Source organism: Streptomyces sp. NPDC050504 (genome assembly GCF_044458065.1).
Taxonomy (GTDB): domain Bacteria; phylum Actinomycetota; class Actinomycetes; order Streptomycetales; family Streptomycetaceae; genus Streptomyces.
Map to the genome: position 1 here is coordinate 38,290 of NZ_JBITHO010000010.1, position 15,042 is coordinate 53,331.

At 74.0% G+C, this 15,042-nt stretch carries 10 protein-coding genes; 6 read left to right on the plus strand and 4 right to left on the minus strand.

The window, feature by feature from the left end; all coding sequences use genetic code 11:
• Positions 1-50: 50 nt before the first annotated feature.
• Complete coding sequence (locus ACIBNE_RS32170; RefSeq protein WP_399277861.1) at positions 51-407, minus strand: MerR family transcriptional regulator; 357 nt, start codon at positions 405-407, stop codon at positions 51-53.
• A 59-nt stretch (positions 408-466) separates the two neighbouring features.
• On the opposite strand from ACIBNE_RS32170, the gene ACIBNE_RS32175 reads away from it, so the two are divergent.
• The gene (locus ACIBNE_RS32175) at positions 467-1,357 is read left to right on the plus strand and encodes an NAD(P)-dependent oxidoreductase (protein WP_399277863.1); all 891 of its coding nucleotides are present in this window, start codon (positions 467-469) and stop codon (positions 1,355-1,357) included.
• 55 nt (positions 1,358-1,412) lie between these two features.
• On the opposite strand, the gene ACIBNE_RS32180 is transcribed toward ACIBNE_RS32175, so the two are convergent.
• The 3 genes from ACIBNE_RS32180 to ACIBNE_RS32190 all read right to left on the minus strand — a co-directional run bounded on the left by ACIBNE_RS32180 (position 1,413) and on the right by ACIBNE_RS32190 (position 9,092).
• Entirely contained in the window at positions 1,413-6,203 is a 4,791-nt protein-coding gene (locus ACIBNE_RS32180; RefSeq protein ID WP_399277865.1) for a DNA repair ATPase, read from the minus strand.
• 193 nt (positions 6,204-6,396) lie between these two features.
• Positions 6,397-8,388 (minus strand): SPFH domain-containing protein, encoded by a 1,992-nt coding sequence (locus ACIBNE_RS32185; RefSeq protein ID WP_399277867.1) that lies wholly within the window; start codon positions 8,386-8,388, stop codon positions 6,397-6,399.
• Between the two features lie 104 nt (positions 8,389-8,492).
• A complete protein-coding gene (locus ACIBNE_RS32190; protein ID WP_399277868.1) occupies positions 8,493-9,092 on the minus strand; it encodes a hypothetical protein in 600 nt (199 codons plus the stop codon).
• 225 nt (positions 9,093-9,317) lie between these two features.
• Here ACIBNE_RS32190 and ACIBNE_RS32195 point away from each other — a divergent pair, with 225 nt between their 5' ends.
• The 5 genes from ACIBNE_RS32195 to ACIBNE_RS32215 all read left to right on the plus strand — a co-directional run bounded on the left by ACIBNE_RS32195 (position 9,318) and on the right by ACIBNE_RS32215 (position 14,953).
• Entirely contained in the window at positions 9,318-10,391 is a 1,074-nt protein-coding gene (locus tag ACIBNE_RS32195; RefSeq protein WP_399277870.1) for a PucR family transcriptional regulator, read from the plus strand.
• A gap of 160 nt (positions 10,392-10,551) precedes the next feature.
• Positions 10,552-10,944, plus strand: coding sequence for a VOC family protein (locus tag ACIBNE_RS32200; RefSeq protein ID WP_399277872.1), 393 nt, complete (start codon positions 10,552-10,554; stop codon positions 10,942-10,944).
• A 109-nt stretch (positions 10,945-11,053) separates the two neighbouring features.
• A complete protein-coding gene (locus ACIBNE_RS32205) occupies positions 11,054-13,147 on the plus strand; it encodes an MMPL family transporter (RefSeq protein ID WP_399277874.1) in 2,094 nt (697 codons plus the stop codon).
• Positions 13,148-13,345: 198 nt separating this feature from the next.
• Positions 13,346-14,137 (plus strand): helix-turn-helix domain-containing protein, encoded by a 792-nt coding sequence (locus ACIBNE_RS32210; protein ID WP_399277876.1) that lies wholly within the window; start codon positions 13,346-13,348, stop codon positions 14,135-14,137.
• 228 nt (positions 14,138-14,365) lie between these two features.
• Complete coding sequence (locus tag ACIBNE_RS32215; RefSeq protein WP_399277878.1) at positions 14,366-14,953, plus strand: fasciclin domain-containing protein; 588 nt, start codon at positions 14,366-14,368, stop codon at positions 14,951-14,953.
• The last annotated feature ends 89 nt before the right edge of the window (positions 14,954-15,042 follow it).

Consider the following 15,042-nt stretch of genomic DNA (forward strand, 5'->3'; position numbering starts at 1 on the left):
GAACAACCTGCCGACCCCCGCCAACAAACCACCAACAAAGGGCGCCGCCCCTAGCCCGCCAGCGGCCGCCCCACCAGCGTGTCCAGGATGTCCCGCGCCGCGAGCAGGTCCTCGATCACCCCCGTCATCCGCGCCCGCTCCGCCGCCAGCCCGTCCAGCAGCTCGGGACAGGTCCCCGCGAGCACCACCCCGTCCGCGATCCGGCACGTCAGGATCTCCGCGATCGCCGCCGTGCCGAGCCCCGCCGAGAGCAGCACCCTGACGCGGCGCACGACCGTCACGGACTCCTCCGGGTAGTCGCGGTAGCCGTTCGGCAGGCGGTCGGGGACCAGGAGCCGCTGCTCCTCGTAGTAGCGCAGCGCCCGCCTGCTCACGCCCGTGCGCCGGGACAGTTCACCGATCTTCATGGGGCAGCTCCCGCGGGGGTTTGACCTTCACACCGACGTGAAGGTCTAACTTCCGGGACATGACGACGCATTCCACAACCCCCGTGACCGTTCTGGGACTTGGCCCCATGGGCCACGCCCTCGCGACCGCCTTCCTCACCGCCGGGCACCCCCTCACTGTATGGAACCGCACCCCCGCCAAGGCCGCCGGCCTCGTCGCGCGCGGAGCGGGCGCCGCCGCCGACGTCGAGAGCGCGGTGCGCGCGTCGGAGCTGGTGGTGGCCTGTCTGATGGACTACGACGCCGTACGCGGGAGCGTCGAGCGCGCGCCCGCCGCCGACGCGTGGGCGGGCCGCGTCCTGGTGAACCTCTCCAGCGGCGAGCCGGGGCAGGCCCGCGCGATGGCCCGGTGGGCGGGGGAGCGCGGGATCACCTACCTGGACGGCGCGGTCCTCACCCCGGTCGCGACGATCGGCACGCCCGCCGCCGCGTTCCTCTACAGCGGTGATTCTGGCGCGTACGACTCCGTCAGGGCCGCCCTCGCCTCGCTGGGCGGCAGCGGGCAGTACCTCGGCGACGAGGCGGGCCGCGCCGCCGCGTACGAACTGGCGCTCCTGGACCTGTTCGCCGCCTCCGTCGCGGGCCTCGCCCACGCGTTCGCGCTGGCCCGCGCGGAGGGGATCGACCCGGTGGACTTCGGGCGCCGGGCGGGCGGCACGGGCGGGCTGCTCACCGCGATGGCCCCGGCCTTCGGGGAGTCGCTGGCGGCGGGGAACTTCACGGGGGAGCGCGCGACGATCGCGTCGGCGGCGTCCGCGCTGCGGCACATCGTCGCCGCGTCCGACGCGCACGGCCTCGACACCGGGACGCTCACGGCCGCGAAGGCGGTCATGGACAGGGCGGTGGCGGCGGGCCACGGCGCGGACGGCTACCCCCGACTGGTGGAGCACTTCGGAGCGGGGCGGGAGTGAGGCGCGCCTGCCGGGGGTGAGGCGGGGGTGGGGCGCGCCGGGGACGGCGTACCCCCTACCGCCCTCCCCGGATCGCCGCCTCCACCGAAGCGACCCGCTCCGCCAGTACCCCCAGCGCCGACACCGCCCGCGTCAGCGGGTCCGACTCGGGGCCGCCCAGCGCCTGCGTGCGGACGTACGCCGCCCGCAGCTCCGCCCAGCGCGCCGCACCCTCAGGGGTGAGCGTGCCGCGCAGCTCCGCGAGCTTCAGGAGGTTCGCCTCCGCGCCCGTGGTGAGCGTCTGGGCCTCGCCCGTGTAGTGGTCGTCCAGGACCGCCGCCAGCTCCTCCCCGTTCATCACGGGCACGATCCGCGCCGCGATCTTGTTCATGTCGCGGTACGAGCCCTGGAGCCGGAACGGCGGCTCGGTGCGGGTCGCGTCGGACTGCCCGGCCGACGCCATGTACGCGGTGTTCACCGCGAGCACGGTCCGGCGCGCCGCCAGCAGGTGGCGCAGCACCGCGAGCACCGCGTCGAGTTCGGCCGGAGCGTACGGGTACGCCAACCTCTCGGCCCGCGCGGCTGGATCCCCCTCCGCCAGCCGGAGGAGCAGCTCCAGGTCCGCCCGGTCGCGCCCCGCGAGCGGAGCGAGGACCGGGTTCGAGGTGAGCGCGTTCTCGACGAAGCTGTCCGCGAAGACCGCCCCGTACCCGCTCACCACGTCACCCAGGTTCCACACGTCGGCCCGGTTCGCCAGCATGTCGGGCACCTGGAAGCGCCCGCCCGACTCGGTGTACGGGTTGCCGGCCATGCACACCGCGAAGCGCTTGCCGCGCAGGTCGTGGCCGTTCAGGGAGCGGGTCGCGTCGCACAGCGGGATGAACTTCTGGAGGAACTCGGGCGAGGTGTGCTGGATGTCGTCCAGGTACAGCAGCGTGTTGCTGCCCGACTCCAGCGCGAAGTGCACCTTCTCCAGCTCGGCGCGCGCCGTCGCGTCCGGCGCGCGCTCCGGGTCCAGCGAGGTCACCTCGTGGCCCAGCGCCGGGCCGTCGACCTTCACCAGGACCAGGCCGAGCTTCTGGGCCACGTACTCCATCAGCGTCGTCTTGCCGTAGCCCGGCGGGGAGATCAGCAGGAGCATGCCGTGGGTGTCGGTGCGCTTGGCGTCGCCGGCCGCGCCGAGCTGCTTGGCGAGGTTGTCGCCGATCAGCGGCAGGTACACCTCGTCGATGAGCCTGCTCCGCACGAACCCGGACATGGCGCGCGGCCGGTGGTCCTCCAGCCGCAGCCGGACGCGCTCGGCCGCGACCAGCTCGGCGCGGCGCCGCTGGTAGGCGCGGAAGCCGGGGACGTCGCGCGCGGCGAACTCCGCCGTGCGGAGAAGGAATTCGTCCAGGCGCAGCGCCATGGAGCCCGCCCTGACGCGGGGGTGCGCGCCCAGCAGGCCCGTCACCGTACGGGACAGCGGCGCGTTCGACTCGTAGCGCGGCAGGTCGCGGCAGAGTTCCACCGCAACGGCCTCCGCGAGGTCGCCGGGGGACACGTCGGCCGTCGCCGCGTACGCCGACAGCCACGCCGTCACCAGCTGCGCGCGCCCCGCGTGGTCATCGCCGAGCGCGGCCAGGTCCGCCTCGTACGCCTCGTGGGCCGCCGCGTCCGCCGTGCGGAACTTCTCCACCAGCGCCCGCGCGGCCCCGCTCGTCACGAACCCGGGCGGGCCCGACGTGACCTCCTCGAAGAGGTAGTCGGCCGCCAGCGGCTCCAGGCCCGTCAACTCCGCCCGGAGTTCCGCGATCGCGGGCGTCAGGCCGAACGTCTCGCGGGCCCGCGCCATGGACCGCGCCCGCCGCGCCCAGCTCTCGCGGAAGGCCGCGTCGGTGCCGTGCGCCCAGTGGCGCTGCGCGGCGGCGCGGGCGTCCGGCGGGAAGCGCAACAGGCCCGCGTCCGCGTGCAGTTCGAGCAGCGCGCCGAGGATCGCCGTCGCGTCGTGGTCGTGGACGCCCCGCTCGTACCCCTCGTCGTACGCGGCGCGCGCCGACTCCCGGACGAGGGCGGGCAGCTCGGCGTCGGCGAGGGCGTCGGCGAGGGCGGCGGGGCCGTGCTCGGCGATGAGCCGGGCCGCCAGGTGCTCGGCGCGGTAGACGCCGGGGGACTCCGACGGCAGCAGGCGGTCCCAGTACGGGCGGGTGTCGGCGAAGGCCGGGTCGGTGACGGGCGCGCGGTAGTCGGTGCCGGTCAGCGCGTAGGAGAGGCCGTCGGCGCCGGGGACGAGCGTGAGGTCGAGCGGCTGGGTGTTCACCGCGAAGCGGTGGCGGCCGAAGCGGACCGTCCGGCCGCCGTCCGCGTACAGCTCGGCGCGGTCGCGCAGCGCGCGCACGGCCTCCTGGCGGGCCGACTTCAGCCGCCCCTCCAGCTCGTCGGCGCGCACCTGATCGCCGATTCCGCGCAGCTCGGCGGCGGTGCGGCGGACCTTGGCGACCATCGGGTCGGACGCGAAGTGGGTGTTGACCGCGTCCAGGTCGGGCAGCTCGGCGGCGCGGCGCGCGAGGGCGTCCAGGACGCGGGCGGCCGATCCGGCGAGGCGTTCGGCGTGCCGGGCGCGGGCGTCCTGGAGGGTCTGCTTGCGCGAGGAGAACGCCTCGTAGACCTCGTCGCGCTTGGCCGCCAGCTCCGCGAGGAAGTCGTCGAACTCCGCGAACCGCGACTCCAGCGTCTCCAACTGGAGGAGAAGCCGGGCCAGTTGCTCGTCGCACTCCTCGGGGGTGCCCGCGGCGGCGAGCGCGCCCGTCACCGACTGGTTCAGCAGCGCGAACTCGGCGGTGAACCCGGCGCGGCCCTCCTGGTCGAGCAGCTCGCGGCGGCGCGCGGCGAGGACCGCGCGGGCCCGGTTCACCCCGGCGAGCACCTCCGCGACCCGCTCCAGGATGGCGGTGCGCACGGTCGCGTCGCCGATGTCGAGGCCCGCGACGACCTCGGTGACCGTCCGGAGGCCCTCGGCCAGCCCCTCGACCCGGTCGGCCAGCGGCTGGGCCGCGGCCGCGGTGGCCGCAGCCGACGCCTCGTCGGTGAGCGCGGCGACGTCCGCGTGGTACCCGTCGAAGGCGTCCTCGCGCGCCAGGAACGCCACGGCGCGCTGCGCGGCCGACGCGACGTCGTGCTCCACGTCGGTGGCGAGCGCGTCGATGCGCTCGACGTCGGCGTACCGCATCTCGCGCAGCGTCGCCAAGTGGCCGTGCGCGCGCCGCAGTTCGGTGATGCGCGCCACCCATTCGGCGGCCGAGCGCGGCGCCTCGCCGCGGATGCGGCGCACCAGCTGCGCGATGTGCGCAGCGGCGTCGGCGAGCGCGTCGGCGGCGCGGCGGGTCAGCTCCTGGACCGTCTCGAACTCGCCGACGATCTGCTCGGCGGTCTCCCGCAGCGCGGCCAACGGCTCGGCGAGAGCGTGCAGTTCGGGGTCGGTGAGCCAGTGGTACTGGTCGCTGGCGCGCACGCACTGGGCGACGAGCCGCCCGTACACCTCGGCGTTCGGCGTCAGCTCGGAGACCGAGTGGGCGAGGGCCAGGCAGTCGGAGACGCCGCGCACGAGGTCGGCGTTGCCGACGCGGCCCAGGGCCCCGTCCACGTGCTGCTCGGGGGCGCGGGTGTCGGCGGTGAAGGGGGTGCGCCACACCTGCGTCTGGTGCACCCGCGCGGGCCCCGGCGCGCCCTCGCGCAGCAGGTGCAGCGTGCCGTCGTCGAAGAGCGCGTAGCCGACGCAGGTCAGCGGGGTCGCGGCGGCCTTGCGCAGCAGGTTGTACGGCAGGAGCAGGGTGCGGCCCCCGCCCCGGTAGACGTACAGCACGTCCTCGCCGCCCGGCGCGTGGACCTCCCGCTCGAAGGCGAGCGCCGAGGTGTCGACGTCGACGTCGAAGGTGCGGTGCGCGCCGGTCGCCAGGTAGTAGCCGCCGGGGAAGACGATGCCCTGGTCGTCGGGGAGGCGGCGGCAGGAACGCCCGATCGCGTCGATCCTGACGGCCTCTTTGGTGAGGGTGTTGAAGACGAGGTGGCGGTGCTCCTCCTCGTTGTACGGCCGGACCCTGAGCAGGATCAGGGGGCCGACGCGGGCGTGCTCGACCTCGGCGTCGGCGAGGGCCTGGAGCGGTTCGGCGACCGGCTCCCGGTAGATCCCGTCGGGGGTCTCGGTGTCGTTCTCGGTCTTGAGGGTGAGGGTGCCGTGCAGGGTGTCGAGGTAGACCTCGCCCCGGATCGCGATGTGCGGGTGGCGGCCCCTGACGTGGTCGTCGCGGGTGGCGGCGGTCCACGTCACGTCGTGGGCGGGCGGCAGGACGTGGTCGCGGTCGCCCCGGGCGTCGAGGAAGTGCGCGGTGCCGTCGCCGTCGGTGCGCCAGCGCAGGACGCGTACGTCGCTGCCGCTCTCGCCGGTCTGGAAGACGGCGAGCAGCTTGTCCTCGGTGCGGCGCAGGCGCAGCAGGCGGGCGGAGCGGAAGTAGCGGTGCAGGGTGTGGAACTCGGTGGTGAAGTCCGGGTCCCCGAGGAGCCCTTGGAGCCCTTCGGCGTGACCGCCGTCGCCGTCGCCGTCGACGGCGGCCACGCCGTGCGGCCGGTGGAACTGGAAGACGTGTCCCACGTCCGGTTCGCCCGGCGGGGCGGGGTCAGCCGCGTACCCGAAGAGCAGGCCGCCGTCGACCGCCGCGAGGTCCCTGGGCAGCGAGGGCAGCGCGGTGCGCAGCTGCTCGGTCGCGGTGAGGGTCAGCTCGGTGGAGCCGAAGGCGGCGGAGCGCGCGTCGTTGAGGGCGGCGGCGCGGGCGGCGAGGGTCTGGGCGTGGGTGGTGAGGCGGGTGCGGAGGATGTCGTACGCGGTGTCCATGAACGTTCCTTGAGTCGCTGGCCGTTACGGGGCGGGCGCCGGTGCGGGGGCCGGGCTCATCGCGGGGCGCGGTGCGCGTGGCTCGGGGCGCGGTGCGCCTTTCGGGGTCCGCCTGAACGGGGCCGTTCGGCACGGGCGGCCCAGGGGCGGGGCGGACCGCGCGACCGGCCGCCCCGCCCCCCGGGCGCCGCTCCTACGCGGTGCCGTTCTTCTGCGCCAGGTGCTTTCCGAGCGCCGCGCTCGCCGCCACGTCCCGCACGTCGGCCGCCGACACCGCCCCGATCATCTCCTTCACGTCCTCGGGGAAGGACGCGGACCCGTCCAGCCACGCCCCGGCCAGCGCCTGCACGGTCTCCGAGCCGGCCACGAACTCGTCGATGCCCTTGCCCATCCCGATCGCCCCGACCAGCCGGTCGAAGAAGACGGACTCCCCGCCGACGACGCTGACCTTCGCGTTCTCCAGACCGGTCGCCACGACGGTGGCCTGCGCCTCGGCGACCTGCCGCTGGACCTCAAGACCGGCGAGCCGCAGCTCCTTCTCCGCGTTGAGGCGCATCCGGTACTCCTCGTGCCCCCGGGACGCCTCGTCGAGCGCCGCCATCGCCGCGGCCTTCTCGGTGAGCCCCTCGGCCTCGGCGAGCGCCTTGGCCTTGGCGCCCTCCGCCTCGGCGAGGCCGCGCGCCCGCGTCCCCTCGGCCTCGGCGAGGCCGCGCGCCTTCGTGCCCTCCGCCTCGGCCCGCAGCCGCGCCTCGGTCGCCGCGGCCTCCGCCGCGCCCGCCTTCTCGATCGCGTCGGCCTCCCGCTCGCGCACCTCGGCAGCGGCCAGGCCCGCGGCGGCGGCCTCCGCGCGCAGCCCCTCCGCGAGGCGGATCTTGGCGCGGGCGTCGAGCTCCGCGGTCTTGCCGCGCGCCTCGGCGAGCGTCAGCTCCTCCGCCGCGCGGTGCACGGCCGCGGCCTCCGCGGCCTCGGCGGCCTTGATGTCCCGTACCAGCGCCTCCTGCGCCTGCGCCTCGGCCATGATGACCAGCGCCTGCCGCTCCCGCTCGGCCTCCTCGACGGCGCGCAGCCGCTTGATGGACTCCTCCTGCTCGGCGACCGTGCGGTCCACCGCGACGCGCTCCCTGATGACCTCGGCGATCTCGCGGCGCTCCGCCTCGACCTCCTTGTCGGCGGAGATCCGGGTCAGCGACGTCTCCCGCTCCCGCGCGATGACTTCCAGCTGGCGGTCCTTCTCGATGCGCTCGGTCTCGATGGCGATGACCCGCTCGCGGTTCTTCTCCGCGACGGCCACCTCGCGCGCCTGGTTCTCGCGCTGCACGCCCAGCTGCTCCTCCGTGCGCAGGAAGGCGCTCTGCGCGCGCAGCCGCTCCTCCTCGACGACCCGCGCGGTCTCGGCCTCCTCGCGGGCCCGTACGGTCTCGATCTCGCGGCGCTGCTTGATCTCCGCGTCGGCCTGGCGGCGCTCCAGTTCGAGGATGGCCTCCCGCGCGTCGACGTTCTGGCGGGTCAGCTCCTTCTCCTCGTTGCGCTGGTACTCGTTGGTGCGCACGTGCTCGACGGCCGTCAGCTCGGTGATCTTCCGGATGCCCTGCGCGTCCAGGATGTTGTGGGCGTCGAGCTGGTTGAGCGGCGTCTGCTCCAGGTAGTCGATCGCCGCGTCCTCCAGGCTGTAGCCGTTGAGGTCGGTGCCGATGACCTGGATGATCCGGTCCCGGAACTCGTCGCGCTTGGTGTAGAGGTCGGTGAAGTCGAGCTGCTTGCCGACGGTCTTGAGAGCCTCGGAGAACTTCGCGTTGAACAGCTCCTGGAGCGTCTCCTTGTCGCTGGCGCGCGCGGTGCCGATGGCCTGGGCGACCTTGATGACGTCCTCGGTGGTCTTGTTGACCCGGACGAAGAAGGAGATCCGGATGTCGGCGCGGATGTTGTCCTGGCAGATCAGCCCGTCCCGGCCGGTCCTGGTGATGTCGATCGTCTTCACCGAGATGTCCATGACCTCGGCCTTGTGCAGTACGGGCAGCACGACCTGCCCGGTGAAGGTGACGTCCACCTTCCGCATCCTGGAGACGATCAGCGCCTTGCCCTGCTCGACCTTCCGGAAGAGCTTGCTGATGACGACGAGTCCGACGAGTGCGATGAGCAGGACTACGGCGATGAGCACGCCGGCGCCCAAGGAGATGGCATCCATGGTGAGGCCCCCGGAAGGTGGTGAGTGGGAAGAGGGGTGTGCGGTGCGACCGTCCTCGCGGTGCTACCGTCCGTGCGGCGCTACCGCCCGCGGGTCGTGCGGCGTCAGTGCGGCGCGACCCAGAAGAACTCGCCCTCTTCGTCGTACGCGTAGAGCAAGGCGGCGCTGCCGAGCGCCAGTTCGCCGCTGCCGACGTCGTCCTTCGCCTGGCGGACCTGGACGATCGCGGTCGAGCCGTCGCGCGCGGCGACCTCCGCCTGGCCGAACCCCTCGTCCACACGCCCGGTGCGGATGACGCAGGTCAGACCGACGAAGTCGGCGCGGGACGGCTCGGGTTCGTCGGGGAACAGCGGCTTCAGCGGCCTTACGAGGAGCTTGGTCGCCGCCCCCGCGACGACCAGCGCGCCGAGCAGGGCGCCCGCGCCCGCCGCGCGGCCCGCCCAGCCGTCGAGGTCGAGGCGGTGCAGCAGCACGGTCCCCGCGAGCGCGGCGAACCAGCCGGTCGCGACGTAGAGCGAGACGCCGATCGAGAGCGGCACCCCGCCGAGCCCCCAGGCGTCGGGTCCTTCCCCGTCCGCCTCGGCGCCGCCCACCAGGACCAGCAGCCAGAAGCCGATCACGACGACCAGCGCGCCGCCGAAGAGGGCGGCGGGGAAGCCGAGCGCGGCATCGACGAACTCGTCGAACCCCCCGAGTCCCGTCATCCTCCCCACCTCCCCCCGTTCCGCTTGCCGGTTTCCGGCACCGAAGCCCTCCCCCCGAACGCGCCGCGGTGACCGCGGCGACAGGTCCTTCGGCCTTGCCCCAACGATCCTGCCGGATCGATTCTCTGTTCGCACTGCCGGTTTCCGGAAGTCTTTATGCATCCTTGATGCCGGGGGCGCGCGTCATGGACGCGTTAAGGACGCGTCAAGACTGCGGGAGTGTGGATGACGGAACGTGCGGTGCCGGACGAGTATCTGAGCGGCTATGCCCAAATCCTGACCGAGGTCGCGGCCACCGGGCGGCGGCTGAGCCGTGCCGAGCTGGAATCCCGCAGGCGCCTGGGCGAACAGGCCGCGGAGAGCGGCCACGGGCTGCGCGCCCTGGTCAACGCCTATCTCGTGGAGACACGCACGGTGTGGCCCGCCGGTTCCCGCTCGGCCGCCGCCGCTTCCGCGCCGAGCGTCCTGACCGCCGTCGAGCAGGCGGTGGACGCGGTCGCCGAGGGGTACGAGCGGGCGCAGCGCATCGCGGTGCGCCGCGAGGAGGCCGCGCGCCGCGAGTTCATCGACGACCTGCTGTACGGGCGCAGCGACCTGGGGCGGCTCGCCGAGCGCGCCACCCGCTTCGGGCTGCGGCTGGCCAACGCGCACGCGGTCGCCGTCGCGACGGGCCCCGACGCGTACGCCGAGGCGGATCCGGTGACCCGGCGCGTGGAGGGCGCGCTCATCGCCCGCTTCGGCGACCGGCACGCGCTGCTCACCACCAAGGACGGGCGCCTGATCTGCATCGCGCCCGGCGACCAGGAGGAGGTCCTGGCGCACTTCGCGAAGCAGGCGCACGCCGCGACGGACGGCGGCCGGGTCGCGGTGGGCCGGGCGCACCCGGGCGCGGGCGGCGTCGTCCACTCCTACGAGGAGGCGCTGAACGCGCTGGACCTCGCGGAGCGCATGGAGCTGGACGATCCGGTGCTGTACGCGGCGGAGCTGCTGGTCTTCCCGGTGCTGTCGCGGGACCGGGAGGCGCTGGCCGACCTCGTGCGCAGCGCGCTGGGGCCCCTGACGCAGGCGCGCGGCGGGGCGCGGCCGCTGCTGCGGACGCTCTCGGTGTACTTCGACGCGGGCTGCGTCTCGGCGGAGGCGGCGCGGCGACTGGCTTTGAGCGTACGGGCGTTGACGTACCGCCTGGAGCGGATCCACCAGCTGACGGGCACGAACCCGGCGGACCCGGTGCACCGCTACACGCTCCAGACGGCGGTGATCGGCGCCCGCCTCCTGGACTGGCCGGCCCGGGAGCTGTGAGGGGGGGCCGCGGGCGAGGACGCCCCCAACCTCCCTGTGGCGCACCGCACATGGACGTTCGGCCGGTCCCCGCCTAGCATCCCTTCCGCGGACATCGCGTGTCGGTCACCGGCTGGGTGAGGCATGGAGGTGTCCGGGACATGCCCTCGGAGGCATTCCCTTGACCGTTCAGTACAACCACACCATCGTCTTCGCGAAGGACAACCGCGCGTCCGCGGACTTCCTCGCCCACCTCCTCGGCCTCGAAACCGGCACGGAGTGGGGCCCGTTCATCCCGCTCCCCCTCGCCAACGGCGTGACGCTCGACTTCGCCACCATGCCGGGCGGCAACGAGATCCAGCTCCAGCACCACTGCTTCCTCGTCTCCGAGGAGGAGTTCGACGGGATCTTCGAGCGCATCGAGGCAGCCGGGCTCACCTACTACGCCGACCCGCACGGCAAGCGGCCCGGCGAGATCAACCACAACGACGGCGGCCGGGGCGTCTACTTCCACGACCCCGCGGGCCACGGCATGGAGTGCATCACCGTGCCGTACGGCGGCTGGCCCGAGTAGGCCCGAGCAGCACCGGAGCAGCGCCGCGTCCCGCCCGAGTGGCGGGGCGCGGCCCCCGGGGCGAGTGTGGTGTGCGGACAGTGCCCGCAAGGCCCCCGGAGGTCCCGCCATGTTCGCTGCCCTCGGACGGTTCGTGGTGCGCCGCCCCTGGTGGGTGATCGCGGCCTGGGTGATCGCGGCGGCAGCGGTCGTCTCGCTCGCGCCCAAGCTCACCTCCAGCAGCGACGAGGCGAGCTTCCTGCCCCGCGACTACGAGTCGATCCGCGCGGCGGACGTGCAGGAGAAGGAGTTCCCGCAGCAGCAGAACATCGGCGCGGTCATCGTCTTCCAGCGCGGCGACGGACGCCCGCTCGCCCCCGCGGACGCCGCCGCCGTCACCCGTACGGCCCAGAAGCTCACGGCCCGGAAGATCGAGGGCGTCGAGGGCGTCGCCGCCGGCCAGGTCTCGCCGAACAAGCTGGTCCAGACGGCCTTCGTGGCCATGCCGAAGATCACCGGCCCCGAGGACACCACCCAGCAGGACGCCGTCGAGGAACTGCGCACCGGGCTCGGGGCCGACCTGAAGGACACCGGGCTCACCGCGGGCGTCACGGGCTCCGCCGCCCAGGCGCTGGACGAGGCGGACGCGTCGAAGCGCGCCGGGATGCTCGTCGGCATCGGCACGATCGTGATCATCATCGTGCTGCTCCTGGTGATCTTCCGCTCCCCGATCATCGCGCTCCTGCCGGTCGTCCTCATCGGCCTGATCTCCCCGATGGCCACGGGACTCATCGCCTCCGCCAACGAGCTCTTCGACATGAAGGCGGACTCCTCGATCCAGGAGCTGCTGACCGTCGTCCTGTTCGGCGTCGGCACCGACTACATCCTGTTCCTGCTCTTCCGCTACCGGGAGGCGCTGCGCGCGGGCGAGGACCCCAAGGGCGGCATGGTGCACGCCGTGGAGCGGGTCGGCGAGGCCATCGCGTCGGCGGCGGGCGCGGTGATCGTCGCCTTCGCCGCGCTCGGGCTCTCCACGCTCGGCATGCTCAAGTCGATGGGCCCGGCGCTGGCCATCGCGGTGTTCGTGACGCTGCTGGCGGGCCTCACCCTCGTCCCCGCGGTCGTCTCGCTGCTCGGCACGCGGGTCTTCTGGCCGTCCAGGTCCTGGCGCGAGGAGCCGCACGGCACAGGATTCGCCAGGCTGGGCGCCTCGATCGCCCGCAGGCCCGCCGCCTGGGTGGCGGTGTCCGGGCTGTTCATGGGCGTGCTGGCGCTGGGCGCGCTGGGCTACCGGGCCAACTTCGACCTCGCGGGCTCCTCGCTGCCCGAGACCAAGGAGTCGATGGTCGCGCTGAAGGACCTGGAGAAGGGCTTCCCGGCAGGCACCACCGACCCCACGTCGGTCTACCTGTCGGCCGTGGAGGGGGCCAGGCCCACCCCGGCGCAGGTCAAGGAGTTCGGGGCCGCCCTCGCCGCCGTGCCGGGCGTCGAGAAGGTCGAGGAGCCGAAGGTCAGCCGGGACGGCACGGCCGCCGCGTACAGCGTGGTCCTCGCCGATCCGCCCGCGTCCGACGCGGCGCGGGAGACCGTCGCCGACGAGCTGCGCCCGGCCGCGCACGGGGCCGCGCCCGAGGGCACGAAGGCGCTGGTCGGCGGGATCACCGCGGTCTACGTCGACATCAACAAGGCCGTGGACCGCGACTATTCGGTGGTCTTCCCGGTCGCCGCGCTCTGCATCATGGTCATCCTGGGCCTGCTGCTGCGCAGCCTGGTCGCGCCCTGGTACCTGATGCTGTCGGTCGCGCTCGGCTTCGGCGCGACGCTCGGCGCGACGTCGTTCCTGTTCACGACGGTCGGCAGCCAGCCGGGGCTGATGTTCATGCTGCCGGTGATCATGTACTTGTTCGTGGTGGCGCTCGGCACCGACTACAACATCCTGATGGTGTCGCGGCTGCGCGAGGAGGCCAGGGGCGGCCTGAGTCCGCGCGAGGCCGCGGGCAAGGCCGTACGGCACTCGGGGCCGACCATCGCGTCGGCGGGCGTCATCCTGGCGGGCACCTTCGCCACCCTGATGCTCGCGGGCAACTCCACGCTCTCCCAGATGGGCTTCGCGCTGTCGTTCGGCATCGCGGTCGCCGCGTTCGTGATGGCACTGGTCTTCACCCCCGCGCTCACCGCGCTGATCGGCCACCGGGCGTGGTGGCCCGGCCACGGCGACCGGTAGCGCGCGATGCGCGGGGCGGCGCGCCGGGCGGCACGGGACCGGGCCGCGCGCCGGGCAAAACCGGGTAAAGACCGGCAAGGGGTGACGCCCCCTCACCTCTCGTGTGCGGGGCAGCGAGTTTCGCCCGAAGAGCCTCGAAGACCGTCGCGCCCACCGCTCGTTAGCAGGGGGAGCACGACGAGGGACGAGGGGGAACGGGTGGAATCCGGCGGCTCCACACTGATCGGTTCGGTCCAGCGCGCCATGCGGCTGCTGGACGCGTTGACCTCGGAGCGGGAGGCCACGGCGAAGAAGCTGGCCAGGATCACCGGGGTGCCGCTCGCGACCACGTACCACCTGTTGCGGACGCTGGTCCACGAGGGTTACGTGGAGCGCGAGCGCGGGGTGTTCCGGCTCGGCCCCGCCGCGGGCGCGCTGACCGGGCCGGGCGCGGTGCGCGGCGAGGGGGCCAGCCGGGCGCACTGGCTGCGCTCGCTGGGCGCCGAGCTGGACGCGGAGGCGTACTGCGGGGTGTACGAGAACGGCGAGATCAGGACCGTCGACCACACGGACGCCCTGGCCGGGCCGCGCAAGGAGGAGTGGACGGACTTCCGCCCGGCGGGCTGGGCGCACGCACTGGGCCGCTGCCTGCTCGGCCAACTGCCGCCCGAGGCGCGGCGGGAGTACCTGGGCCGGTACCCGATGTGGGCGCTGACCCCCTTCCCCGACGCGGACGAGGACGTCGTACGGGGCCCGGTGCGCACCGCGCACTCCCCGCGCCAGCGCGCGCCCGAGCCGTCCGCCGAGTGCGACGGGGTCCCGCGCGAGACGGTGTGCGACGGGGTCCCTCGGGAGACGGTGTGCGCCGCCGTACCGCTGCTGACGGGCGCGGTGCCCGCGGCGGTCGCGGTGGCGCTCCCGGCCGACGAGGCCGAGCGGCTGCCCGAGGTGACGGCCCGCCTGCGGGCGCTGCTGGAGCGGCACGTGGTGGCGCGGCTGCTGCCGCTCTGAGGAGCGGGGCGCCCCCGTGCCCCGGGAGCGTCAACCACAGGTTTGTCCACAGGTTGTGGACAAACTTTCGGCACCGCCCTCCACCGGGACGCGCCCCTTCCGCCGGGAGCCGCCGAGAGCCGGGAGGGTGACGTTCACCCGCCCGGCGCGCCCCGCGTCACGGGGGCGGCGGCCCATCACTGCCATGTTGATGAGCCGCCACCCCTGTTTCGGAGAATGGAGCACCCCATGAAGGCACTGGTCCGCGCCGCGCTGGTCGCACTCGTCCTGGTCCCGCTGGCGGGCTGCGCCGGTTCCGACGCGCGCTTCCCGGGCGGCTACGAGGAGGGGCCCCGGCGCGACGACAAGGCGTTCGGCAGCGCCTGCCCGCAGGTCGCGCCCGGCACGGCCGACGCGGCGAAGCTGGCGAAGTCCAGGGCGCTGGCCGCGATCCGGTCCATGCCGCAGCTCTCGGAGTTCGCCGCGCTGGTGAAGACCGCCAAGGCGGAGGACATGTTCGCCTCCATGCAGAACGTCACGGTCTTCGTCCCCACCGACGAGGGCTTCGCCGCGCTGCCCGAGGCGCGCCGCAAGGAACTGGCGCAGCCGCGCGCCGCGGGCGACCTGATCCGCTCGCTGGTCGTCGCCCAGGACCTCACCAAGGAGGACCTGGCGGCGGGCCGCAGCTACCCCTCGCTCCAGGAGGGCGTCCAGGTCCGCGCGGCCGCCGCGCCGGGCGGGGCGACGGTGGACGGCGCCGACGTGGTGTGCGGCAGCGTCACCACGTCCGACGCGCGGCTGCACCTGCTGTCGGCGCTCCCCGACCGCGAGTCCTGACGCGGGACGCGAGTCCTGAAGCGGGACGGCGCGCACGGCCCCGCCGCTACGGCCCCGGAGGGATCCCTCCGGGGCCGTACGTGTGAATT